Origin of the sequence: Vibrio hepatarius (assembly GCF_018860525.1) — a bacterium.
In the GTDB taxonomy this organism is placed as follows: domain Bacteria; phylum Pseudomonadota; class Gammaproteobacteria; order Enterobacterales; family Vibrionaceae; genus Vibrio; species Vibrio hepatarius_B.
In genome coordinates, this window is sequence record NZ_JAHKPM010000032.1 from 135215 (window position 1) to 158348 (window position 23134).

Here is a 23134-nt window from a genome sequence, read left to right on the forward strand (position 1 = left end):
AAGTATTCAGCTCTTACACGACAGAGGAAATCAACAGGATGAAAGAATTGGATACTTCGTTTTTTTCTCAATTTGTGTAGATGACTATGCTTCTATTATTTAATTAAGTAATTTTCCCAATAAATTATAATATTTAGACTATTTATATCTTACTAATTTATATAATTAATAAAAACGTCAATAAAGGTGGTGAGGTTGTTAAAATTTAAAAATATTTCAATAATTATAATAGGAAGATTAATTCAAATATTAGTACTCGTAGCCACGTTAAAGTTAGTGACAAAGTTTTTAACTAAAGAAGAAGTTGGTATATACTACTTTTACACGGGAGTAGTAACGTTACTCATAGGGCTTTTTATTACACCTATTGGAACTTACTTTAATCGGAATATTTTCAAGATTAAAGAAAATATGGCAAATGGAGTGGCCTTTCTGCTTTTAATTCGTTTCTTGTTAATCCTGATTGCTGTCGCTATTTCTTGGACAATTTATATTCTTCTAGATTTTAAAAAATATATAGAAATTAAAGATTTTTTAATATTAGTTACCATTGCTTTAATAGGTTCGAATTATATTACATTGACAAATAGCCTAAATACACTTGCCAAAAACGTAAAGTTTACAATAACTCTCTCATCAATTGTTGTTTTTGGACTTATAGCCTCTGTTCTTTCTATATACGTAAATGATTTTAAGGCATATTACTGGCTTTTAGGCCTTTATATCTCTCAGGTATTGTCTATCCCCATAGTGATCTTCCTTCTGGTTGAACAACCGATAAATAAATTTGAAAAATACCTACTAAAAATAGATTATTTAAAAATAATAAAATTTATCACTCCTCTGGCATTTGTCTCCTTAGTTATTTGGTTACAGACTACGGGGTATAGGTACATAGTTGAAGATAAATTTGGAGTGGAAAACCTTGCCTACATAGCACTAGGTTTATCTATATCATCTAGTATCTTTTCTGCTTTCGAATCTGTATTGACGCAAGTTTTTAAACCAAACTTTATTAAGAAGATATCTTTAGATGAATCACCTGAAAATAGAGTAAAGCAATGGAATATAATGTTAAACAACATCATGCCAATATATATATTTTTAGGCGTTTTCATCATAAGTAACTATGAACTTTTTCCTTATTTTCTTTTAGGAAGTGATTATAGTTCTGTTGGACTATACATAGTGTTGGGAGTGTTTATTGAGTTCTTTAAGGTGTTTAAAAACCATATTGGATTAATTGGTCATGCAACCTATAACACTAAGTCATTGATCATGCCTAATATAATCCCGGCACTTTCATTAATCCCCATTACGTTTTTTGTTGATAGTGAGGGTATGTACCAGATACCTATCTACATTCTGCTTTTCTTATTAATAAGCATTTTTTATATATTTAAAAGTATTGGTAAAAAATTTGAAATAAAATTGAAAATAATACCAAACTTAGTGATATTAGTATCTTTATTGTCTGTATCATCAGTTATTGGTGTTTTATTTACAGATATTATTACAAAAATAATTATAAGTTCATTTTTTTATTTGTTAATTTTTTTCTTATCAGTTTATCGATATAAAATAATCAGGTTTTAAATATGTTTGACTTAATAATATCAGAAGATAATATTTCTGATAGATTAGAATGCACCATTAATAAAACTTTCGAAGTTGAAGTTACAGATAATAAGTTAAATTTTATAAATGAAAAATTTAAGTCCTTGAACTTTAAATATAAAATTAACAGTTCTTCATTCTATCTTTACATAACTTCACCAAGCCAGCGAGAGTTTAAATCTACTGAATTATCAAAAGATGGGTATTCTTGTTCTAAAGGTGTATTTTATAGTGATAATGATTTTGATTATAAACTATTAACTAGTATGTTTTTATTTAAAGATGAATTAGAAGGGCAGTTTCAATATAAATTAAAAACAGACATACCTGGTTTTGATGGTTGGAATAGTATGGAAGAATTTTTCTTCCATTTAAATAGAAATTTAGAGTGGTTAGTATTAAGAAATTATCAATTTTTACCATATAACTTTTTCGGTAATGATCACGATATAGATTTATTATGTAGTGATCGTGAATTATTTGTAAACGTTGCAAATGCTAGAAAGAGATCAAGTGGAATCAGTGGATACGAGGTCAAGATTGAGGGCAAATTTATTGATCTCGACATTAGATTTTTAGGAGATCAATATTACGATTTAAATTGGCAAAAAAGAATGCTAAGAACTAGAGTTTTTTCTAATGATATAGTTCCTATTCCTAATGATGAAAATCATTTTTTTTCTTTACTTTATCATCTATTATTACAGAAAAAAAATTTCACAAAGACTAGTATTGAAAGGTTATCCTCAATATTAAAAAAAGGTGATGGATTTATTAAAAACTGTAATGAGAGACAGCTTCTATATTTATTAAATAACTACATGAATGAAAATGATTATGAATTCTATCTACCTCATGATTTAAGCCTACCAGTAAATTTGAATTATAGAAAATTGAAAATGAAGAATAAAAAAAAGCATAATATAAATCCATCTTTATTTAAGATGATAAAACGCTATTTACGAATTTTAATATTGAAGTATTAAGAGAATATTATGTCAGAACAACATTTAATAAATAGAAGCACTGGTAAGATAAATGATATCCCATTCAATGAGATTTTATCATGTAGTAGGTTTGATATAGGTTTTAAATTAGCGTATTTAAGAGATTTTACTAATGGTATTGTGGAACCATCCAACGCGAAGGAGCAATATATTGAGCACATTAGGATTTTGACCTCTGGTGAGTTTGAAGAGTTGGGGTCAAATAAAAGCGGGGTTGAATCTTACTGTAATAGTTTTGAAAGCTTATACAATTCTATAAATGAGAATTGTTTTGACAAGAATAAAGGCTTGGTGCCTATTAATCAAAGCAACTCACTTATAAATGGAGCACATCGTGCTACAATATTAAGCTATCTAGGAGCTAATATTCCTGTCAGAGTAATTGAGCATGAGAGTTTAGATTATAGTTTTAGTCATTTGAGTGAAATGGGTATGAATCAAAAGCAATTAGATCTTGCTGCGTTTAACCTTGTAGAAACTTTTAATAATATATATATTGCTTGTGTATGGCCAAGTTCTATAAATAAAGTATCTGCTATCGAAAGTATCTTAGACGATAAAATAATATATAGGAAAGAACTGAAATTTACTGATATCGGTAAGAAAAATCTAATGTTACACTTATATCCTAAAGAGAATTGGATTGGTTCTGTTGAAGATGGATATAAAGGTTTATACAATAAAATATTTCCTTGTTTTGAAAATAAAAGTTCGGTAGTTTTTTACTTTATTAAAGGAGAATCGCTTAATAGTATATTGAAGATAAAAGAGGCAATTAGAGCAGTTGTTAAAAAAGGTAAGCATGCCTTACACATAACTGATAATGCCTCTGAAAGCAAATTGTTAGCCAGAACAATTCTTTCAAAAGATGGCTTGGAAATGATGAATAAAAACAGTAACTGGATTGAAATTTCAAACCTAGAAGCGATTGAAGACAAAGGTATATATAGTAATACTTGTGTTCTATTTGGTGTTAAATATGATGAACTACTAAAAATAAAATATAATATCTCTGATCTTAGGTACTTTCATAATTACCCTTTCCTCTCGAGTGAGGTTTTGAATAGGGCGGGGTTAGGTTTAAAAAATCTCGATAAAGCTACTAGTAAAGAAAAACTAGCCAACATTTTATTGAAAAATAAAGCTGTTTTAAAATGGAAATCTCGTGATTTTTTTAAAAAAATAGGCTTATTTTATATAATTTACAATTTATATAAGAGGGTAAAATGAATTCATTAGTTAGTGTTATTATTCCCGTATATAATGGAGGGCTATATTTAAAAGATTGTATTGAATCAATATTAAACCAGACTTATAGAAATATTGAGGTAATTATTATAGATGACGGCTCTACTGATTGCTCGTTAGATATAATGCTGCATTATCAACAAATAGATTCAAGAGTAGTAGTTATATCGAGGGAAAATAAAGGGCTAATATTTTCCCTTAATGAAGCTATTTCGGTCGCAAAAGGAATCTTGATCGCTCGTATGGACTCTGATGATATAGCACATTTGGATAGAATCACTAAACAAGTCAATTTTATGGATGGAAACGTAGAAGTTGATCTATTAGGTTTACAAGCTATAAAAATAGATAAAGATGGTATTGAGATCGGGCGATTGAAAAGACCTACTGGAAGTAAAGCCATCAACACATTTTCTTTAATTAACTCACCAGTTATTCATCCTGGCGTAATGATTAGATCTTCAGTATTGAAAGCTGGTTTCTATAATTTTAATGACTTGTATGTGGAAGACTATGCTGCATGGCTTCGTTTAAATAAAGGTTATAACATAGCTAATCTGGATGAAACATTATTGAGTTACAGGGTTCATGAAGAAAGTATCTCTCAATCTAAAAAAACTGAGCAATATTTAAATTCATGTTTGATTAGAGAAAAATATTTTAATAACGATATTTTTAATTTTGGTGACGATCTTGAGAAAATATCTAAACAGATACCAACGTTATATGTTATGTTTAGATTCTTCTTACGTAATATTTATAATTTAGACATTATTCAATATTTTAAATATGTGCTGCTCGTTATGAAGAAAAGGTGATTTATATGCATAAGACCATATTTCATGTTTTTTTAGTCTTTTTTCTTATATTTTCTTTTCGTATACCTTTTTTCTATAATTCTGCTATACTAGCTTTTATTATATCAATACCATTTTGTGTATTAAGGAGTGACTTCTACACTCAGACACTGAAGAGTGATTTATTAGTTTTATTATTACTTTTCTTTTTAATAGTATTAACAACCTTGCTTGTGGTTATATTGCATTCTACATATGATTTTGACAAGCTTAATGCCTTAGCCTCTCAGTTTGTTGTTATTTTTGCTTGTTTGCCTCCTGCTTATGCTATTGCTAGAACATCTAAAAATAAAAAAAATAAGCTTTTATATATATCAAAAATAATTTCAATCAGTTTTTATCTTCAATCTTTTATAGTGATCCTTTCTCTACTTAGCTACGATTTTTGGAGTATCATAAAAATTTTTCAAGCTAGTGATCAAGCTGATATTTATGAAAAGTACCAAGGAGTCCGGGGATTATCTTTAGCTGGCGGTCAGTTCTTTTCCCTTTCAGCCGTTTTTGTTCTTGGGCAATTGTTTATTGCATACTATCTTTTAAATAAAAGTAAAGTTAGTTACTTTGATATTATTCTTTTTATAATAGTTTTCTTTTGCGGCTTAACTGCTGGGCGTACATCGGCTTTAGGGGGAGTGATTGCTATTTCCTATTGGCTACTTAGTTGGAGAAACCATAATTCTAAAGTAATATTTACAAAGTTGTTTGTCGTTTCAATGCTTTCTGCATTGCTGATTGTGCCTTTGCTTAAAGTGTTGGGTAAGTATGATTTTGTTATAGATGTCTTTATACCTTTTGCATTTGAATTTTTAGTTAATTATTTAGAAGGGGACGGTCTTTCTACTTCGTCATCTAATGTTTTGTTTAGTATGTACCATGGTCTTTCATTAGATGTTATTCTTTTAGGGCTTGGTAGATATATAGGAGCTGATGGTGCTCCATTCATGCACTCAGATCCTGGCTATATGCGTAATATGTACCTATATGGTTTGTTTTTCTCTATGCCAATATTTTTATTTTTCTTCTTTAATGTCAATATCTTTTTAAAGTTTTATAGAGATAATATCGACAAAAAATTTTTGTACTTTTTTGTTGGCTGTTTTTTATTACTTCATGTTAAAGGTGAGGTTATAAGTCATTTAATAACTACACAGTCACTGCTGTTTGTTGTTGTTTTCTATGGTATGTATTCAATTAGATTTGGTTTTTATAATGAAAGGTAGACTTATATTTAAAAAATTAAGTTTTGTCATAAAGCTATTTGTTTTTTTACTCAAGATGTTTCCTAAAAAATTAAACTTGTTTGTGCTTGACTTATTCTCTTTCCTTCCAGGAAAAATTGGACTATTCGTAAGATACTTATTTTTGAGCTCGGTGGTCCAATCTATAGGAAGTAATGTTTATATAGGACGATGGGTTGTTTTTAAAAATACAGATACTTTATCGATAGGCAACAATGTCAGTATTCACGATAATTGTTACATTGACTCAATAGGCGGTATTTGTATTGGCGATGATGTGTCAATAGCTCATGCCGCTTCGCTCATAAGTTTTGAACATACTTGGAATGAAAAGTCCACATCAATTAAATATAATGATCTAAAACTCAATAGTATAATTGTAGAGCGCGATGTTTGGATAGGTTGTGGTGTGCGTATTTTAAGTGGTGCTAGGATTGGGCAAAGGGTTGCTATCGCTGCAAATTCAGTTGTAAAAGGTGAGTTGAATTCCAACTCATTATATGTAGGTTCACCAGTAAAAAAAGTAAAGTCATTATAATGGATTGTTTATTTGTTCATGATCATGTATTCCTTAAATATAATAATAATTATTATTCGAAAGGGAAGCTAACTTACACAACATTATCCAAATACTTAGATTATTGTGATAGCATCACGGTTGTCTCTAGGTTTAAACTCGTGGATGGCCCCCCTGACGAAAAGTATATTTCTTGTGGGCCCTCCGTTAAAATTATTGGCTTACCGGCACCTTTATCGCGTGAAGGAATTTTAGATAGAACTTCTATTTTAGATGTGATCACTAGTGAAATAGAAGATAAAGATTTTTTGATCGCTAGGCTCCCTAGTGAGTTAGGAATTATTTCTTCAGATATCGCTAGAAAATTAAATAAGCCATATATTACAGAAGTTGTAGCCTCAGCACTAGATTGCCTTTGGCACCGTGGTGATATTTTGGCTAAGATTTATGCACCAATTCTAGAATGGAGAACCAAAAGAGTTATAAGAAAAGCTAGTCACGTACTTTATGTTACCTTAGATTACTTACAATCAAGATACCCAACAACGGGCCTAACCGTGGGTTGCTCTGATGTCGAAATAGAATCGCAAGAATTCATAAAAAAAAGTATCAGTCATAAAAAGAAAATTGTATTGGGTGTTATTGCAAATCCTGCATTAAAACTTAAAGGTATCGCCAGCTTAGTGAAAGCTTTAGATTTTATAGATTATAGTATTGAACTCCAGATTGTTGGTGGTTCAGTGGATTCCTTTTTTGAATTAAGAATGGCTTCTGATTATCGTATAAAACAGATAGGAGTTATTGCTGAAAGAGAACAGATTTACAAGTGGTTTACAGAAATAGATATATATATACAACCTAGTTTCACTGAGGGTCTTCCCAGATCAATAATTGAAGCAATGTCATTTTCTATACCTATTTTAGGCTCTAATGTCGGTGGAATCCCAGAGCTCGCTCACCCAAGTATGTTATTTGAACCTGGTAATTCTATGGCTCTTGCAAAAATGGTAAATGAAATAATTAGTGACTTTGATACCTATAATAATTTGAATTTTTACTCATGGAGTCAAGCCCAAAAATTTACTACGGTTAGCAAAACGAGAGATGACTTTTTCAATCTTTTTATAAGTTCTTTATAGATGAGTGGGAAGTATACATCAATAGACTCGCGCGTATTAAATATTTCAAATAAATAATTAAAAGGTGTGTAATGAATTGTATTATTATTACAGCTAATACCAGTTGGTATCTATATAACTTTCGTAAAAACACAATAAAATCTTTACTGAAAGCAGGGTATGCTGTAACAACAGTTGCACCAACCGACGTTTATTCAACGAAACTTAAAGAACTTGGCGCTCAGCACCACCATATCGATATTGATCAAGGTGGAACTAACCCTATAAGAGACATCTTAACGTTTATTGGGTTCGTTAATTTGTACCGAAAAATTCGCCCAGCAGTTGTGTTGAACTTTACACCAAAGAACAATATTTATAGCACGCTAGCTGCAACTTTATTTGGTGCTAAGTCTATCAATAATATAGCTGGTCTAGGGATGGTGTTTATTAATGAAAACCTAACGGCAAAGTTAGCTCGTTTTCTTTATAAAATTAGCCAACCTAAAGCGCACACTATTTTTTTCCAAAACGAAGATGATAAAGCATTGTTTGCGAAGCATAACCTTGCTCCTTTAGAGATTACCGATCGTGTACCAGGATCTGGTGCTGATCTATCTCGTTTTGTAGTATCACCTAGCCAAGATGATGGCACCGTGCGTTTTCTATTGATAGCACGAATGCTCTATGACAAGGGTATCGGCCATTATGTAGAAGCGGCGCGTGAGCTAAAAGCTCAGTATGGAGATAGTGTTGAGTTTCGCCTCTTAGGCTTCCTTGATGTGAATAATCCTTCTGCGGTATCCAAGCAAGATATGCAATCTTGGGTCGACGAAGGGATTGTCAACTATTTGGGAACGTCTGATTCGGTTGAGAAAGAAATCTCGCAAGTTGATTGTATGGTGCTGCCTTCATTTTATCGCGAAGGGGTGCCTAAATCGTTACTTGAGGCCTGTGCGGTGGGTAAGCCTATTGTGACGACGGATAATGTTGGTTGCAGGGAGGTGGTCGATGACGGTATTAATGGTTATTTGTGTAAGCCTCGCAGTACACCAAGTCTTGTAGATAAGCTTGAGTTAATGCTTACCCATTCACATGAGCAGCGTTTGGAGATGGGCTTGCACAGTCGCTTTAAGGCCGAGAATGAATTCGATGAAAAGATTGTCATCAACAAATATATACAAGCCGTGAAATCTGCACTGAGTTAATTTTTTAATGATTATATTCCGAGGGTTTAACCTCCGGTATTAAAATAATAAGTTGGTTAAAATGAAAATTGCTATTGCTGGTACAGGTTATGTTGGCCTGTCTAACGCGATGTTATTAGCTCAACACCATGAAGTTGTAGCTGTTGATATCATGGCGAAAAAAGTAGAGATGCTTAATAACAAGCAATCTCCGATTGTTGATACGGAAATTACCGATTTTTTCACAAATGAATCGCTTAATTTTACTGCGACACTGGATAAAGAATTGGCATATTCCAATGCAGACTATATAGTCATTGCTACACCGACAGACTATGATGTAGAAACCAACTACTTCAATACCTCTTCAGTTGAAGCCGTTATCCAAGATGTGATGGCGATTAACCCAAATGCGGTGATGGTGATAAAATCTACCATTCCTGTAGGCTATACCGAGCGTATTAAACAAGAGTTAGAATGTGAAAACCTGATATTTTCTCCAGAGTTTTTGCGTGAAGGTAAAGCGCTATACGATAACCTGCATCCATCTCGTATTGTGGTGGGCGAACGTTCTGAACGCGCGACAGTATTCGCGAACCTTCTGTTAGAAGGGGCGGTGAAGAAAGACGTTGAAATCCTGTTTACAGACTCGACGGAAGCGGAAGCGGTAAAACTGTTCTCAAACACCTATTTGGCACTGCGCGTCGCTTATTTTAACGAGCTCGACACTTACGCTGAATCTCACGGCTTAGACACGCGTCAAATTATTGATGGTGTATGTTTAGATCCACGTATTGGCTCGCACTATAACAATCCTTCGTTTGGTTACGGTGGCTACTGTTTACCAAAAGATACCAAACAACTGCGCGCGAATTATTCAGACGTGCCTAACAACATTATTGGTGCAATTGTTGATTCAAACACCACTCGTAAAGATTTTATCGCCGATTCAATCATTAAACGTAATCCTATACGCGTGGGTATTTACCGCCTAGTGATGAAATCGGGCTCTGACAATTTCCGTGCTTCTAGTATTCAAGGCATCATGAAGCGCCTCAAAGCCAAAGGTATTGAAGTTGTGGTGTTTGAGCCAGAGCTAAAAGAAAAAGAGTTTTTCCGCTCATTGGTGCTAACAGATTTCGAACAGTTCAAATCAAGCTGTGATGTGATTGTATCTAACCGGATGGCTCAAGAGCTGGCGGATGTACAAGACAAAGTGTATACACGCGATCTATTTGGCTCAGATTAAGGATTAAAACAATGAAATATTTGGTAACAGGCGCAGCGGGTTTTATCGGCAGTGCGGTAGTAGAGCAGCTCACGACGAAAGGTCATCAAGTTATTGGTGTCGATAACCTTAACGATTACTACGATGTGGCTTTGAAAGAAGCTCGCCTAGCGCGTATTCAGCATGCCAATTTCAAACTGGTGCAGTTAGACATTGCCGATCGCGATGAAGTGGCTAACTTGTTTAAAGCGGAACATTTTGATCAAGTGATCCATTTAGCTGCACAAGCAGGAGTGCGTTATTCAATTGAAAATCCACATGCGTATGCCGATTCAAATCTAGTGGGTCACTTAAACATTCTAGAAGGGTGTCGTCACAATAAAGTACAGCATTTGGTTTATGCCTCTTCAAGCTCGGTGTACGGCTTAAATGCGAAAACGCCGTTTGCAACGTCCGATTCGGTTGATCATCCCGTTTCATTGTACGCAGCGACCAAGAAGTCGAATGAGCTGATGGCCCATAGCTATTCTCATCTGTATGACATTCCGACGACAGGCTTGCGTTTCTTTACGGTTTATGGTCCATGGGGTCGCCCAGATATGGCGCCGTTTATCTTCACTAAGAAGATTCTGGATAACGACACGATTGATATCAATAACAATGGTGACATGTGGCGTGATTTTACTTACATCGATGATATCGTAGAGGGTGTAGTTCGAATTTCCGATGTTATTCCACAGCCCAATAAAGGCTGGACTGTCGAAGAGGGGACTCCTGCAAGTAGCTCTGCTCCGTATGCGGTATACAATATTGGTCATGGTAGTCCGATCAATCTTATGGATTTTATTAAAGCTATAGAAGATGAGCTCGGAATAGAGGCATCGAAGAATTTTAGAGATATGCAACCCGGTGATGTTTATCAAACTTATGCAGATACCGAGGATTTATTTTCTGCTACGGGTTATAAGCCTATGGTTGGCGTAAAAGAAGGCGTTAAAAAGTTTATTGATTGGTACAAAGAATATTATAACAAATCAAACTAAATTATTTATTGGTTGGATTTAATGAAAATAGCGGTTATCGGAACAGGTTCTGTCAGCCTGTCTAACGCTATGTTGTTATCGCTATTAAAATTACCAGAGGTAGGTATTTATCGCTTGGTTATGAAGTCGGGATCCGATAACTTTAGAGCATCTTCAATACAGGGAGTAATGAAGCGGATTAAAGCTAAAGGTATAGAGGTGGTTGTTTATGAACCCGCTTTAAAGGAAAAAGAGTTCTTCCATTCTCTCGTGCTAACTGATCTTGAGCAGTTTAAATCCGCGTGTGATGTTATTGTGTCTAACCGCATGGTTGAAGAAATTCAAGATGTCGCAGATAAAGTCTATACGCGTGATTTATTCGGCTCAGACTAATTCGCATAACGCAATTTATTTTTAACATCTGAACTTACTCATCTATAAAAAGGTTCTGATTTTCTACAAATCTACGTAGTATAGTCAGGACCACGTTTTTATCTAATCTCAGCATTAACCCTCCCACATCTTTATGATATTTAATAGCATGATATTTCTCCATTTTTTATCATTGCTATAATATTAAGTATTATCTTAAATACTTAATATCAATTACTAAATTATCTAAAATAATAAAACGTGAAATTAAGCTAGGCATTTATGCATGTTATTGACTGTTTTGTTTTTTAAATATTGTTACTAGTTTGTAATGATGTTCTCACTTTTGATAATGTTGATATTATCTTTAATTTTTTATCAATAACTAAGTTATTACCATATACACAATATTATTATTTGAGTAGAATGGATATTCAACTAACAAATATATTGCATTTATGTTACTAGAATTTTCACTGGTTAGCTCCTGTTCGCTAATCTATCTTTTTTTGATGAGAAAAATTGCAATTGCTATAAACTTGGTAGACAAGCCGAATGTGAGGAAATTACATTCAGGATCTATACCACTCGTTGGTGGAATATCTATTTGTATGGCTGTTATCCAGTTTTTGTTATCAAACCCGAATGTCATATCCCATAGTTCGTTATTTTCTATGTGTATTTCTACACTTATTATACTTGGCGTTTTGGATGACAAATACGATATTAGCTTTAAGGTTAGGCTCTTGGTCCAAGCGATATTGTCTATAGCTATGATTTATGCATCAGGTATTAAGCTTGGTAGCATTGGAGATATTTTTGGCTTTGGTGATATTTATCTTGGGGTATTCAGCCCTATTGTTACCGTATTAGCTGTAATTGGCGCAATTAATGCTTTTAATATGATGGATGGCATTGATGGTCTGTTAGGAAGCCAGGCTATTATTACATTATCTGGAGTAGGTTTATTGGCCATGCAAAATAATACGGCGGGTTTAGCTTACTTAAGTGTTGCTTTTATTGCTGCTTTGCTCCCTTATATATTAATGAATCTTGGCGTATTTGGAATAAAACGGAAAGTCTTTATGGGTGATGCTGGCAGTATGATGATAGGTTTCACCGTCATTTGGCTTCTGCTCGAAACGAGCCAAGTAACAGCTGAACATTCTATGCGTCCAATCACCGCACTTTGGTTGGTTGCATTGCCTTTGATGGATATGGTAACCGTGATGTGTAAACGCATACTTCGTGGTGATTCTCCATTTAAACCAGATAGAGAACACTTACACCACATATTGCAGCGTCTTGGTCTAAGCTCTCGTCAGGCACTTTTGGTAATTTCTTTGCTTGCAACATCTTTTGTCGGTTTTGGTGTGTTTGGTGAGTTGACAGATATCTCAGAGCCAGCCATGTTTGCCGCATTCTTAGTTTGTTTTGCAGTATACAAGGCACTAACTGATTACATATCCAAAGCGAGTACAGAGGCCACGTATTCACATCAACTGGATATGCAATAGAGTTGTTTTGCATAAGCAGTAGGTTCTTTCTTAATGACAGACTAGATATCTCTGGTTTCACAAGTCTGTCTAGCTACCGTGGAAACATATAGCTCATTCCTCCATCGGTTTGCATACTCCCCTTTTTTTTTAAACTAGTATTCTGGTTAGAGTGCTACCAGTATCCGTTCTCTAAAAGTCTCCTTTCATTTGCTCTAGTACGAATTCGCACAACCCCAGCAAACCGTCTATATTTTAATTGATAGAATTATTACTTTGTTTGGGGATAGTATGAACTTACCATTAATCAATCAAACTCTTCCTTCGTTCGATGAGCTCATCGATCTTGCAGAGACCAACCCTGAGGGCTTTGCTCAATTCAAGCATGAAATGTGCAAAGAGATGATTATGTCGGCCTCTGAAGAAATGCAAGATAGGCTTTGGGCTCAGCAAAGTCATATTGATCGAGTAGTTGATAATTGTAAAAATCCGAATCATGCCAATGTTGTGTTGATGCGAGAATTGGTTTCTCAGATGGTTAAGTTTCAGGATGTATTGGAAGGTGATACTGTTGAAACTGAAAATAACATTACTGCTCAGATCATTCCCCTTGCAGACTGGCGATGAACTAAAGAAACATAAGAAGTAGCCAAAGTTCATCGGAACGTATTCCTATGCACTTCTCTGAGCTCGATCACAAAAATATCTCTCCTACCCCTTGGATTTCTTTAAGACATCCCACATATAGATAACACAAGACTTTGACGCCTTGTGTTATCGCACTAGGTATTTATCCAACAACATAAAAATCTCAGGAGAGACGACCGATGAACATTCGTCCATTACATGACCGAGTTATCGTAGAACGCCAAGAAGTTGAGTCAAAATCAGCAGGTGGTATTGTTTTGACTGGTTCTGCTGCAGAGAAATCAACTCGCGGTGTGATTTTGGCTATTGGTAAAGGCCGCATTCTAGAGAATGGCACAGTTATGCCTCTCGATGTTAACGTAGGTGACACAGTGATTTTCGCTGAGGGTTACGGTACGAAAACTGAAAAAATCGACGGTAAAGAAGTCCTAGTTATGTCTGAAAGTGACATCATGGCTATCGTTGAGCAATAAGCTAGCAATCATTGAGTAATTTTACTCAGATTCAACTGTTAATCGAATAAAACTAAAGAATTTTAGAAAAGGAAACTAAAGATGGCTGCTAAAGACGTTAAATTTGGTAATGATGCGCGTATTAAAATGCTAGAGGGCGTCAATGTCCTAGCTGACGCAGTAAAAGTAACTCTAGGCCCTAAAGGCCGTAACGTTGTTCTAGACAAATCTTTTGGTGCACCAACTATTACTAAAGATGGTGTATCGGTAGCTCGTGAAATTGAACTTGAAGATAAGTTCCAAAACATGGGTGCACAAATGGTTAAAGAAGTCGCTTCTCAAGCAAATGATGCTGCTGGCGACGGTACTACTACTGCGACGGTTCTTGCCCAATCCATTGTTAACGAAGGCTTGAAAGCGGTTGCAGCCGGCATGAACCCAATGGATCTTAAGCGTGGTATTGATAAAGCTGTTATTGCAGCAGTGAAAGCGCTTGGTGAGCTTTCTGTTGACTGTAAAGGCAGCAAAGAAATCGAGCAGGTAGGTACTATTTCTGCAAACTCAGATACTAGCGTAGGTAAAATTATTGCTGAAGCAATGGAACGAGTTGGCCTAGATGGCGTGATAACTGTTGAAGAAGGCCAAGCTCTTCAAGATGAACTCGATGTAGTAGAAGGCATGCAGTTCGATCGTGGTTATCTATCTCCGTACTTCATCAACAATCAAGAATCTGGTTCTGTTGAGCTGGAAAATCCATTTATCTTGCTGATTGATAAGAAAATATCAAACATCCGTGAGTTGCTTCCTACTCTTGAAGCAGTCGCGAAAGCCTCTCGCCCTCTTCTGATTATTGCGGAAGATGTAGAAGGTGAAGCGTTAGCAACACTCGTTGTCAACAACATGCGTGGTATTGTTAAAGTTGCTGCAGTTAAAGCGCCTGGTTTTGGTGATCGTCGTAAAGCTATGCTACAAGATATCGCTACCCTAACTGGCGGTACGGTTATCTCTGAAGAAGTAGGTCTTGAGTTAGAGAAAGTGGTATTAGAAGATCTTGGTCAAGCGAAGCGTGTTGCGATTACTAAAGAAAACACCACTATCATCGATGGTCTAGGCGAACAGTCTATGATTGAAGGCCGTGTTGCTCAAATTCGCCAGCAGGTTGAAGAAGCAACTTCTGACTACGACAAAGAGAAGCTGCAAGAGCGTGTTGCTAAGCTTGCCGGTGGTGTTGCTGTGATCAAAGTAGGCGCTGCGACTGAAGTTGAAATGAAAGAGAAGAAAGACCGCGTTGAGGATGCATTGCATGCGACTCGCGCAGCTGTTGAAGAAGGTGTTGTTGCTGGTGGTGGTGTAGCACTTATCCGCGCTGCTTCTAAAATTGTTGACCTTGAAGGTGACAATGAAGAGCAAAATGTCGGAATTCGTGTTGCATTGCGTGCAATGGAATCTCCAATTCGCCAAATCACGCAAAATGCAGGTGATGAAGAGTCTGTCGTTGCGAATAACGTCAAAGGCGGTGAGGGTAGCTACGGTTATAATGCTGCAACAGGTGAATATGGCGACATGCTAGAGATGGGTATCCTAGACCCAACTAAAGTGACTCGCTCTGCGCTTCAATTCGCAGCATCTATCGCGGGTCTTATGATCACCACAGAAGCTATGGTGACTGATAAGCCACAAAAAGATGCACCAGCGATGCCTGATATGGGCGGCATGGGCGGAATGGGTGGTATGGGCGGCATGATGTAAGCCCTCATCACTTAGCTGAATGAAAAACGGAGACCAGTGTCTCCGTTTTTTATATCTTTAAGTATGGTAAATCTTTAAACATATTAAATCTATAAATATAGCCATTACCCTAAGATGAAATCTTTGTGTTTATAAAACAATTTCTCTTAATTGTGGGTCTTTACGTTCAAGATAGTGGGTCGATTTGATGCGCCTGATTGTACGGCATCTTCCTCTTATGAGCAGTGTTTCTGTAGTCGCTATATTACCCTGTCGAGTGATCCCTTCCAGTAGATCTCCCTTAGTAATACCTGTGGCGGAAAAAATAACATTATCACTTTTAGCCATGTCCTCCATAGCCAGGACTAGGTTAGCCTCAACGCCCATTTCTTTGCAGCGGTTAAGCTCATCGGCGCCGTAAATGCGGTTTTCTTCGCTATCACCTTTCACATGATGGCGGGGTAGCAATCGTCCATGCATATCTCCATCGAGAGAGCGAATCACAGCAGCAGAAATGACGCCTTCAGGAGCGCCGCCAATGCCATACATGACATCGACTTCACTCTCTGGCATACAGGTTAAAATTGACGCTGCCACATCACCGTCGGGTATAGCAAAAACTCGCACACCCATTGCTTGCATCTGTGCTATCACTTCATCATGGCGCGGTTTCGCAAGGGTAATAACGACTAATGTATCGAGCGTTTTATTCAGTGCTTTGGCTATGTTTTCCAGATTTTCTATAAGGGGTTTATTGAGGTCTATACAGCCTTTAGCCCCGGGGCCAACAACCAGTTTTTCCATGTACATATCAGGTGCCTTGAGAAAGCTTCCTTTTTCTCCTGCGGCCAACACAGCTAATGCATTCGATTGCCCCATTGCTGTCATTCGGGTGCCTTCAATTGGATCGACAGCAATATCAATCTCTTCGCCACCTAGCCCCACTGTTTCGCCGATGTACAGCATGGGTGCATCATCGATTTCCCCTTCTCCGATCACTATCTGACCATTTATTTCAGTTTGGTTTAACAAAATGCGCATGGCTTCAACGGCTGCACCATCGGCAGCATTTTTATCACCGCGTCCCAACCATTTGTAACCAGCTAAGGCTGCGCCTTCTGTTACGCGAGAAAAAGCCATCGCTAAATCACGTTTCATATTTGCTCCAAATAAAAGTAGGGCAGAAAAGGGTAATCTGAGCGAATTTTAGCATAGTTGGATCTGGTAAAAAAAGCGCTAAAAATGTCAGGTAAGAGTTGAAATTACTCTACAAACTAGACATGTTAGACTAACTCTATGGCTAACCCTTGCCTGTTTGTTGTGCTGTGCAAATGACTGATATTTAAATTAGTCTTAGAATGTACTATTTATCGAGATAGGTTTTGTGATGGAAAGATTTCAATTTTGCCAAGTTTTCATCTTCACAGTTTTGCTTTTTGTGGTGTTGTTCTGCTCTGCTTACTTGTTTGATGTCTATTTGTTCTTTCCTTTTTTTGCTTTGTTTGCTTACAGTAGCTTAATTGGTGGATTACTGTGGGCTTTAACTCTCGCTAAAAAAAGAAGTGAGTGTATTGCCACTGCGTTAGGGTTAATTTTTCTTGGTACATTTGCTTCTGTAGATATTTTACTTGCTAGTAATGAAGCGATAGAAATGTTCATGAGGTGGTCTAATCATCACTTTTCCAGAGAGATTCTGCACAGTCTGACACAAGTATTGTTAGTGTTAGTTAATATATTTACTGGTAGTCTAGCGGCCAATGTGCTTTTCCACGGTTTATGTAAACCTTTGCAAAAATAGTCGGAACTAGAATAATAAACTGGCAGGCACTAAGAGCCTTATGGTGTAAAGGAAGCTTTAACTGCCTATATTTCGATGAGGCTGGTTTTACCACTTTTGTTATTCACCCATATAGTTGTATTATTGGTAAGTTAGCTAGATCTAACTTCATAAAAGTATGATGAAAACACATAAAAAATGTGCGGTGAGTCCTTCTCCGTCAGTGTATTGTCAAGGTATGCTGTTTTTTTAATCGAATGGTGTAAAAAATACAATATAGAGCGTGTTTCTCACTCTCTGCCTGAGTAGAATGAGAGCATAAGGTGGAGTACAGCGCTTCACGATAATCGGATAATACAAGGTAGGCCAAGATGTCTTTTGAAGTACTAGAAAAACTAGAAACAAAAATACAAACTGCAGTTGATACAATTGCACTTCTGCAGATGGAAGTCGAAGAGCTCAAAGAAGAAAAACAGAAGCTTGCCGTAGAGGCTGATGAGTTACGTTCGAGTCGCGAAGAGATGGAGCAGAAGGCGGAACAAATGCAACAAGAACAATCTGCTTGGCAGGACCGTATTCGTAACCTGTTAGGTAAAATGGACGAAGTCGAATAATGACGACTGTGCAATAAAAAGGGTTGACCATGGTCAACCCTTTTTATTATGTACGTTATTGATGACTTAATATTGTGTATTGCTATTGATTCTCTTATACCTTAGGCCTTACACCTAGTGTATGACAAAGTGCATAAGTCATCTCGGCGCGGTTGAGTGTGTAAAAGTGAAAATCTTTGACGCCTTCACGGCTTAAAATCCGAATCATATCTATTGCTTGGCTTGCGCCGACTAACTGCCTGGTGGTTGGGTCATCATCTAAGCCTTCAAACTGTTTAGCCATCCAGCTTGGTACTTTTACGTTGTTTTGCGCAGCAAAGCGAGAGGCTTGCTTAAAGTTAGAGACTGGCAGGATTCCGGGCACGATTTCTACATCAATTCCTGCTGCGACACACCGATCACGAAATCTTAAATAGCTTTCGACATCAAAGAAAAACTGAGTAATCGCACGATTCGCGCCTGCCTCTACTTTACGTTTTAGATTGAGAAGATCAGCTTGAGCACTTTTTGCTTCAGGGTGGACTTCTGGAAAGGCTGCGACAGAAATATCAAAGTCGTGGCGCTCTTTAAGTAGAGTGACGAGGTCGCAAGCATACATCTCAGGTTTTCCACCGCCTGGTGGTATATCACCTCGCAGTGCGACGATACTTTGAATGCCATTGCTCCAGTAATCTTCTGCAATGTGGATTAACTCTTCTCTGGAAGCATCAATACATGTTAGGTGAGGTGCCGCAATAAGGCCTGTTTGAGTTTTAATTTCTTTAATTATGGAGTGAGTACGGTCACGCTCTCCTGAGTTGGCTCCGTATGTTACTGAGACAAACTTTGGCTGTAGCGTCTTTAATCTATGAACTGAGTTCCATAATGTTTCTTCCATCTTTTTGCTACTAGGCGGAAAAAACTCAAATGACACATTGATATTGTCAGAAAGCTCCGCGACGTTCTGGTTTAAGGCATCGATATGGCCAGCGTGTGTGTATCCCATCTTACTTTCTCCGTGTGGTTTAGCATGACCACAAAATGCTAAATTTCAAATTGACGTTTAGACGTCTATATGTCTAAAGAATGTAATGAATACGATGTAAAGTCAACCATGAGATCATGAATTTTCTTCAAGTCAAATATTAGTCTTTTTCAATTATAGGCCGCTGGCTTTTATCTAAATGGGCAAAACCCCCTAAATGGAATAATAAAAGCGCAGCCAATGGCTGCGCTAAAAGATTAAAGTAAACTTGCGAGTAAGTTGAGATCGGATTGTATTGCTCCAGCTGTCACTTCTCTACCTGCCCCTGGCCCTCGAATGACCAAAGGGTTGTCTTTATACCATTTACTTTCTATAGCAAAGATATTGTCGCATGGTAATAAATTGGCCAGCGCATGGTTTTTATTCAACGCTTCAACACCTACAGTCGCTAAGCCATTTTTCTCCAGTCGGGCCACATAGCGAAGTACTTTATCTTCGTTTTGGGCTTCTGCTAGCCGTTCAGCCACGATTTCACTTAATATCTGGCCTTTATCGAGAAAGTCATCAAGTGTTAACCTTGCTAGCTCTTTTGGAACTAGACTCTCGACTTTTACTGCCTCAGGTTCAAGATCTAGCCCTGCTTCGCGAGCCAGAATAACAAGCTTTCGCATTACATCTGAACCATCGAGGTCATGGCGAGGATCCGGCTCTGTTAAGCCTTGCTGCCAAGCAAGTTCAACGAGTTCTGCAAAAGGAACACTGCCATCATATTGCTGGAACAACCAGGATAACGTGCCGGAAAAAATACCTGACAATGCATGAATATCGTCACCACTTTCACGAAGATCTCTGACGGTGTGATTAATTGGTAAACCAGCCCCCACGGTTGCGTTGTAGAACCAGTGGCGATTAATCTTGGCAAATGCACTTTGAACTTGGTGGTAGTATTGACTTGAAGCAGAACCGGCGACTTTATTAGCAGATATTAGGTGCATACCTTGTTCGGCAATATCCGTATAGCGCTGTGCAAGTTGATGGCTAGCGGTAACATCTAGTACAACGACATCATCATAACCTTGAATAGCACCGAGTTTTTTAATCCACTCATCTTCATTGTATCCAATCGCTTCCTCTTCATAATGATGAGTAATATTCGTTGGATCAATGCCTTCTGGGTTGAGCCAGTAATTTTGACTATCTACTATGGCAATCAGCTCAAAGCTAATGCCATGGCGTTTTTCTAATTTATGTTTTTGTTTCGCAAATAGATCAAGCCAACTTGAGCCAATATTTCCTTTGCCACACAGAGCTATACCTACTCGCTTATATGCTTGAAAGAGTTGGCCATGAATGGCTTTGACTAGGTTTGATGTGTTGGTGCTACGCAATATAGCCACAAGACTCAGCCCAGACTGGGACTCAGCGATAAATTCGACAGGTGCGGATTTGAGTTTTTGGTAGAAGCCATAGCAATGGTTAGCATTCTTTGTCACGCCCGCGCCAACTGTCGCAACTAAAGAGAAACCCTCTTTGAGCTTTATTTCAGCTTCGATAGCGGCATCTTGTAGGTACTCTAAAGCGCCACCAGCAATTTCTGAGGTATAGGCGAGGCGAAGTGTTTGCTGATCATCTTGGGCCTCAAAAGTAAGAGGGTCGAGTTGAGCTCGCTTAAGGCTTGTCAGTGTTTCCTGTTTTAGCCGTTCAAAATCATGCCCAGAAGAAAAGTGAAGCTGAATTAATAGAACTTCATTTAATGAGGAGATGATTTTTGCGCCTCGCCCTGAGGCAAGTACTCGTTCAATGCGTGTCGAACCTGCCTCTGGGTCATAACTGCAGCGTAAGTGGAGATCCATAGAACTTTGTGCGACGGGTTGTAGAGTGCGGCTATGTAGAACAGGGGCTGCTAAACGGGCGAGTTCATTGGCTTCATCTAAGCGTAGCAAGGGTAATAGGCAAGCATCGGAAACAAGACGAGGGTCTGCGCTGTATACACCGGCGACATCACTCCAAATTGTGACTCTTGAAACTTCTGCCAGACCGCCGATAACGGTTGCTGAATAATCCGATCCATTACGTCCAAGTAAGATAGTATGACCTTGTTCATCCTGAGCCATAAATCCAGTAATGACGATACGATGATTAGCGTGCTGAGCCAGAACTTCTTTGATTAAAGGGTAGGAAGTACCTCGGTTGACTTCTGGTTGCGTTGATGCTTCTGCACGGAGAAAAGCACGTGAGTCTTGGGCAATGGCCTGTAAACCATTTTGATTGAGTAAATTGGCGAGTAGGCGTGCCGACCATATTTCACCATGGCCAAGTACCGAGGCTTTTTGAGCGGTATTTAATGGGGCGGTGAGCTCACCTAAAGTACTAAACTCATCGTCGAGAGTAGCAATAAGATTGGTTTGTGCCCCATCTTGAAAGAGTTCGTTAACTAGTTGTATTTGGAATTGGCGCAGGGATTGAAGAACGTCGTGAGCGAGACGACCATCTTTATTTAAGGCATCCAGAAACTCTATTAAGTGGTTAGTTGTTTTTCCTGCGGCTGAGACCACTATCAGATCATCAGGATTAGAATACTCTTTGATTATATTGGCTACTCGGCGATAACAATCTGGGTTTGCCAGACTACTTCCACCAAATTTATGTAACTGCCGCTGTTGGCTCATAGGAGCGACTCCTTGGTTTTACTAAATGCTTGTTCTAAATCGTTAATCAGATCTTCAGCGTCTTCCAGGCCGACAGATAAACGTAAAAGCTGTTGAGAGACTCCCGCCTTTTCAAGAGCAGTTTCTCCCATGGCTCTATGCGTCATGGAAGCTGGATGGCAAATCAGGCTTTCAACGCCTCCAAGTGATTCTGCGAGCGAAAATAGCGTCAGCTCACCTACGAAGAATTTTAGTTGCTCAAAGTTGCCCGAAAACTCGAAACTCAGCATGGAACCAAATCCTGATTGTTGTTTCTTGGCAATGCTATGCCCAGGGTGATCAGGGAGACTAGGGTGATAAATTTGCCCGACGAAAGATTGTGATTTGAGATAGTCTAAAATTTGATTCGCACTTTCTTCGTGTACTTTCATTCTTGCGCTAAGAGTACGAATGCCGCGCAATGTCATATAGCTATCGAAAGGGGTACCGGTTGCCCCTATACAGTTTCCCCACCATGCTAAATCGTCACAGTGCTGTTTGTTTTTGGCAATGATTACCCCGCCAATGACGTCAGAATGCCCATTAATGTATTTGGTGGTAGAGTGAATAACAAAGTCAGCCCCTAGCTCTAATGGTTTTTGAAATACAGGTGTTAAAAAGGTGTTGTCAACGCCAACTTTAGCTCCAACCTTATGGGCTTTATCACACACATTGGCGATATCAACTACGCGAACCAGTGGGTTTGAAGGGGTTTCTAGCAAGATAAGTTTCGGCTTTTGCTCAAGGGCGGCATCAAGAGCTTGTTCATCCGACTGGTCAACAAAAAGAACATTAAAATCACCTTTTTGAGCACGTGTGTTAAATAATCGATAGGTTCCGCCATAGCAGTCATGTGGAGCAATAATTATGTCATCTGGCCCAAGAAAAGCTGAGATCCATAAGTTAAGTGCTGATGTGCCACAATTGGTTACCACAGCCCCTTCACCCGACTCCAACTCAGAAAGAGCTTGTTCTAACAATCCACGATTTGGATTCCCTGAACGGGTATAATCGTATTTCGGTACTTCACCAAAGGCTGGAAAGCCAAAATTTGTTGAGAGGTATATTGGTGGCACAACAGCATGATATTGGGTGTCCGATTCGATACCAGTACGAACTGCTATTGTGGCTGCTTTTCGGGGGCTCATAAGTGTTTCCTTTCGAACATTAGTAACCTATTTGGAAATAACACTATACCTTTTCATCAATGTTAGAGATATGTTATTCCAATCAACTCTTTTTACTTTACCTTGAGTTTTTTTGGGCGTCAATACATCTAGACGTCTATATATCTTTGCTTATGGACATAAATCCCGCTAAAATTACCTCTTATAATTTTATACATAATCAATCATTA

Annotated in this window: 20 protein-coding genes and 1 pseudogene; 17 read left to right on the forward strand and 4 right to left on the reverse strand. The window is 37.6% G+C overall.

Features of this window, described 5'->3' with window-relative positions:
* The first annotated feature begins 195 nt into the window (after window positions 1-195).
* From KO511_RS09355 to groL, 15 genes and pseudogenes are all read left to right on the forward strand, one after another.
* Window positions 196-1596, forward strand: coding sequence for a hypothetical protein (locus KO511_RS09355; RefSeq protein WP_215987175.1), 1401 nt, complete (start codon window positions 196-198; stop codon window positions 1594-1596).
* Between the two features lie 2 nt (window positions 1597-1598).
* Window positions 1599-2603 carry a hypothetical protein gene (locus tag KO511_RS09360; protein ID WP_215987176.1) on the forward strand — a complete coding sequence of 335 codons (1005 nt, stop codon included), beginning with the start codon at window positions 1599-1601 and terminating at the stop codon, window positions 2601-2603.
* A gap of 9 nt (window positions 2604-2612) precedes the next feature.
* Entirely contained in the window at window positions 2613-3854 is a 1242-nt protein-coding gene (locus tag KO511_RS09365; RefSeq protein WP_215987177.1) for a hypothetical protein, read from the forward strand.
* A complete protein-coding gene (locus KO511_RS09370) occupies window positions 3851-4690 on the forward strand; it encodes a glycosyltransferase (RefSeq protein WP_215987178.1) in 840 nt (279 codons plus the stop codon). Before KO511_RS09365 ends, KO511_RS09370 begins: the two co-directional genes overlap by 4 nt.
* A 5-nt stretch (window positions 4691-4695) precedes the next feature.
* Window positions 4696-5949, forward strand: coding sequence for a hypothetical protein (locus tag KO511_RS09375; protein WP_215987179.1), 1254 nt, complete (start codon window positions 4696-4698; stop codon window positions 5947-5949).
* Window positions 5939-6505, forward strand: coding sequence for an acyltransferase (locus KO511_RS09380; RefSeq protein WP_215987180.1), 567 nt, complete (start codon window positions 5939-5941; stop codon window positions 6503-6505). Before KO511_RS09375 ends, KO511_RS09380 begins: the two co-directional genes overlap by 11 nt.
* 140 nt (window positions 6506-6645) lie before the next feature.
* Window positions 6646-7623 (forward strand): glycosyltransferase, encoded by a 978-nt coding sequence (locus KO511_RS09385; RefSeq protein WP_215987181.1) that lies wholly within the window; start codon window positions 6646-6648, stop codon window positions 7621-7623.
* Window positions 7624-7694: 71 nt separating this feature from the next.
* Window positions 7695-8810, forward strand: coding sequence for a glycosyltransferase family 4 protein (locus KO511_RS09390; protein ID WP_215987182.1), 1116 nt, complete (start codon window positions 7695-7697; stop codon window positions 8808-8810).
* Window positions 8811-8871: 61 nt separating this feature from the next.
* The gene (locus KO511_RS09395) at window positions 8872-10038 is read left to right on the forward strand and encodes a nucleotide sugar dehydrogenase (RefSeq protein WP_215987183.1); all 1167 of its coding nucleotides are present in this window, start codon (window positions 8872-8874) and stop codon (window positions 10036-10038) included.
* 11 nt (window positions 10039-10049) lie between these two features.
* A complete protein-coding gene (locus tag KO511_RS09400) occupies window positions 10050-11060 on the forward strand; it encodes an NAD-dependent epimerase (protein WP_215987184.1) in 1011 nt (336 codons plus the stop codon).
* Between the two features lie 99 nt (window positions 11061-11159).
* Window positions 11160-11432, forward strand: a pseudogene (locus KO511_RS09405) (UDP binding domain-containing protein); the annotation flags it as partial.
* Window positions 11433-11869: 437 nt separating this feature from the next.
* The gene (gene wecA / locus KO511_RS09410; protein ID WP_215987185.1) at window positions 11870-12928 is read left to right on the forward strand and encodes a UDP-N-acetylglucosamine--undecaprenyl-phosphate N-acetylglucosaminephosphotransferase; all 1059 of its coding nucleotides are present in this window, start codon (window positions 11870-11872) and stop codon (window positions 12926-12928) included.
* A gap of 270 nt (window positions 12929-13198) precedes the next feature.
* Window positions 13199-13534, forward strand: coding sequence for a DUF3135 domain-containing protein (locus KO511_RS09415; RefSeq protein ID WP_215987186.1), 336 nt, complete (start codon window positions 13199-13201; stop codon window positions 13532-13534).
* A gap of 200 nt (window positions 13535-13734) precedes the next feature.
* Window positions 13735-14028 carry a co-chaperone GroES gene (locus KO511_RS09420; RefSeq protein ID WP_125319272.1) on the forward strand — a complete coding sequence of 98 codons (294 nt, stop codon included), beginning with the start codon at window positions 13735-13737 and terminating at the stop codon, window positions 14026-14028.
* Between the two features lie 81 nt (window positions 14029-14109).
* On the forward strand, window positions 14110-15756 hold the full coding sequence (gene groL / locus KO511_RS09425; protein ID WP_215987187.1) for a chaperonin GroEL: 1647 nt from the start codon (window positions 14110-14112) through the stop codon (window positions 15754-15756).
* Between the two features lie 129 nt (window positions 15757-15885).
* On the opposite strand, the gene glpX is transcribed toward groL, so the two are convergent.
* Window positions 15886-16893, reverse strand: coding sequence for a class II fructose-bisphosphatase (glpX, locus tag KO511_RS09430; protein WP_215987188.1), 1008 nt, complete (start codon window positions 16891-16893; stop codon window positions 15886-15888).
* A gap of 229 nt (window positions 16894-17122) precedes the next feature.
* Here glpX and KO511_RS09435 point away from each other — a divergent pair, with 229 nt between their 5' ends.
* Both KO511_RS09435 and zapB read left to right on the forward strand, forming a co-directional pair.
* On the forward strand, window positions 17123-17533 hold the full coding sequence (locus tag KO511_RS09435) for a hypothetical protein (RefSeq protein WP_215987189.1): 411 nt from the start codon (window positions 17123-17125) through the stop codon (window positions 17531-17533).
* A 350-nt stretch (window positions 17534-17883) separates the two neighbouring features.
* Window positions 17884-18126: a cell division protein ZapB gene (gene zapB / locus KO511_RS09440; RefSeq protein WP_215987190.1), complete on the forward strand. Its 243-nt coding sequence runs from the start codon at window positions 17884-17886 to the stop codon at window positions 18124-18126.
* Window positions 18127-18220: 94 nt separating this feature from the next.
* On the opposite strand, the gene metF is transcribed toward zapB, so the two are convergent.
* The 3 genes from metF to KO511_RS09455 form a co-directional block, all read right to left on the reverse strand.
* A complete protein-coding gene (gene metF / locus KO511_RS09445; RefSeq protein WP_215987191.1) occupies window positions 18221-19111 on the reverse strand; it encodes a methylenetetrahydrofolate reductase in 891 nt (296 codons plus the stop codon).
* A gap of 236 nt (window positions 19112-19347) precedes the next feature.
* Window positions 19348-21759: a bifunctional aspartate kinase/homoserine dehydrogenase II gene (locus tag KO511_RS09450; RefSeq protein WP_215987192.1), complete on the reverse strand. Its 2412-nt coding sequence runs from the start codon at window positions 21757-21759 to the stop codon at window positions 19348-19350.
* Window positions 21756-22925, reverse strand: a complete 1170-nt coding sequence (locus KO511_RS09455) for an O-succinylhomoserine (thiol)-lyase (RefSeq protein WP_215987193.1) — start codon at window positions 22923-22925, stop codon at window positions 21756-21758. Before KO511_RS09455 ends, KO511_RS09450 begins: the two co-directional genes overlap by 4 nt.
* Window positions 22926-23134 lie beyond the last annotated feature (209 nt).

Excerpts from the sequence above, each read along its gene's own strand:
- KO511_RS09360 (WP_215987176.1), top strand. The coding sequence starts at position 1,599 with ATGTTTGACTTAATAATATCAGAAGATAATATTTCTGATAGATTAGAA.
- KO511_RS09365 (WP_215987177.1), top strand. The coding sequence starts at position 2,613 with ATGTCAGAACAACATTTAATAAATAGAAGCACTGGTAAGATAAATGAT.
- KO511_RS09370 (WP_215987178.1), top strand. The coding sequence starts at position 3,851 with ATGAATTCATTAGTTAGTGTTATTATTCCCGTATATAATGGAGGGCTA.
- KO511_RS09375 (WP_215987179.1), top strand. The coding sequence starts at position 4,696 with ATGCATAAGACCATATTTCATGTTTTTTTAGTCTTTTTTCTTATATTT.
- KO511_RS09380 (WP_215987180.1), top strand. The coding sequence starts at position 5,939 with ATGAAAGGTAGACTTATATTTAAAAAATTAAGTTTTGTCATAAAGCTA.
- KO511_RS09390 (WP_215987182.1), top strand. The coding sequence starts at position 7,695 with ATGAATTGTATTATTATTACAGCTAATACCAGTTGGTATCTATATAAC.
- KO511_RS09395 (WP_215987183.1), top strand. The coding sequence starts at position 8,872 with ATGAAAATTGCTATTGCTGGTACAGGTTATGTTGGCCTGTCTAACGCG.
- KO511_RS09400 (WP_215987184.1), top strand. The coding sequence starts at position 10,050 with ATGAAATATTTGGTAACAGGCGCAGCGGGTTTTATCGGCAGTGCGGTA.
- wecA (WP_215987185.1), top strand. The coding sequence starts at position 11,870 with ATGTTACTAGAATTTTCACTGGTTAGCTCCTGTTCGCTAATCTATCTT.
- KO511_RS09415 (WP_215987186.1), top strand. The coding sequence starts at position 13,199 with ATGAACTTACCATTAATCAATCAAACTCTTCCTTCGTTCGATGAGCTC.
- KO511_RS09420 (WP_125319272.1), top strand. The coding sequence starts at position 13,735 with ATGAACATTCGTCCATTACATGACCGAGTTATCGTAGAACGCCAAGAA.
- groL (WP_215987187.1), top strand. The coding sequence starts at position 14,110 with ATGGCTGCTAAAGACGTTAAATTTGGTAATGATGCGCGTATTAAAATG.
- glpX (WP_215987188.1), bottom strand. The coding sequence starts at position 16,893 with ATGAAACGTGATTTAGCGATGGCTTTTTCTCGCGTAACAGAAGGCGCA.
- KO511_RS09435 (WP_215987189.1), top strand. The coding sequence starts at position 17,123 with ATGGAAAGATTTCAATTTTGCCAAGTTTTCATCTTCACAGTTTTGCTT.
- zapB (WP_215987190.1), top strand. The coding sequence starts at position 17,884 with ATGTCTTTTGAAGTACTAGAAAAACTAGAAACAAAAATACAAACTGCA.
- metF (WP_215987191.1), bottom strand. The coding sequence starts at position 19,111 with ATGGGATACACACACGCTGGCCATATCGATGCCTTAAACCAGAACGTC.
- KO511_RS09450 (WP_215987192.1), bottom strand. The coding sequence starts at position 21,759 with ATGAGCCAACAGCGGCAGTTACATAAATTTGGTGGAAGTAGTCTGGCA.
- KO511_RS09455 (WP_215987193.1), bottom strand. The coding sequence starts at position 22,925 with ATGAGCCCCCGAAAAGCAGCCACAATAGCAGTTCGTACTGGTATCGAA.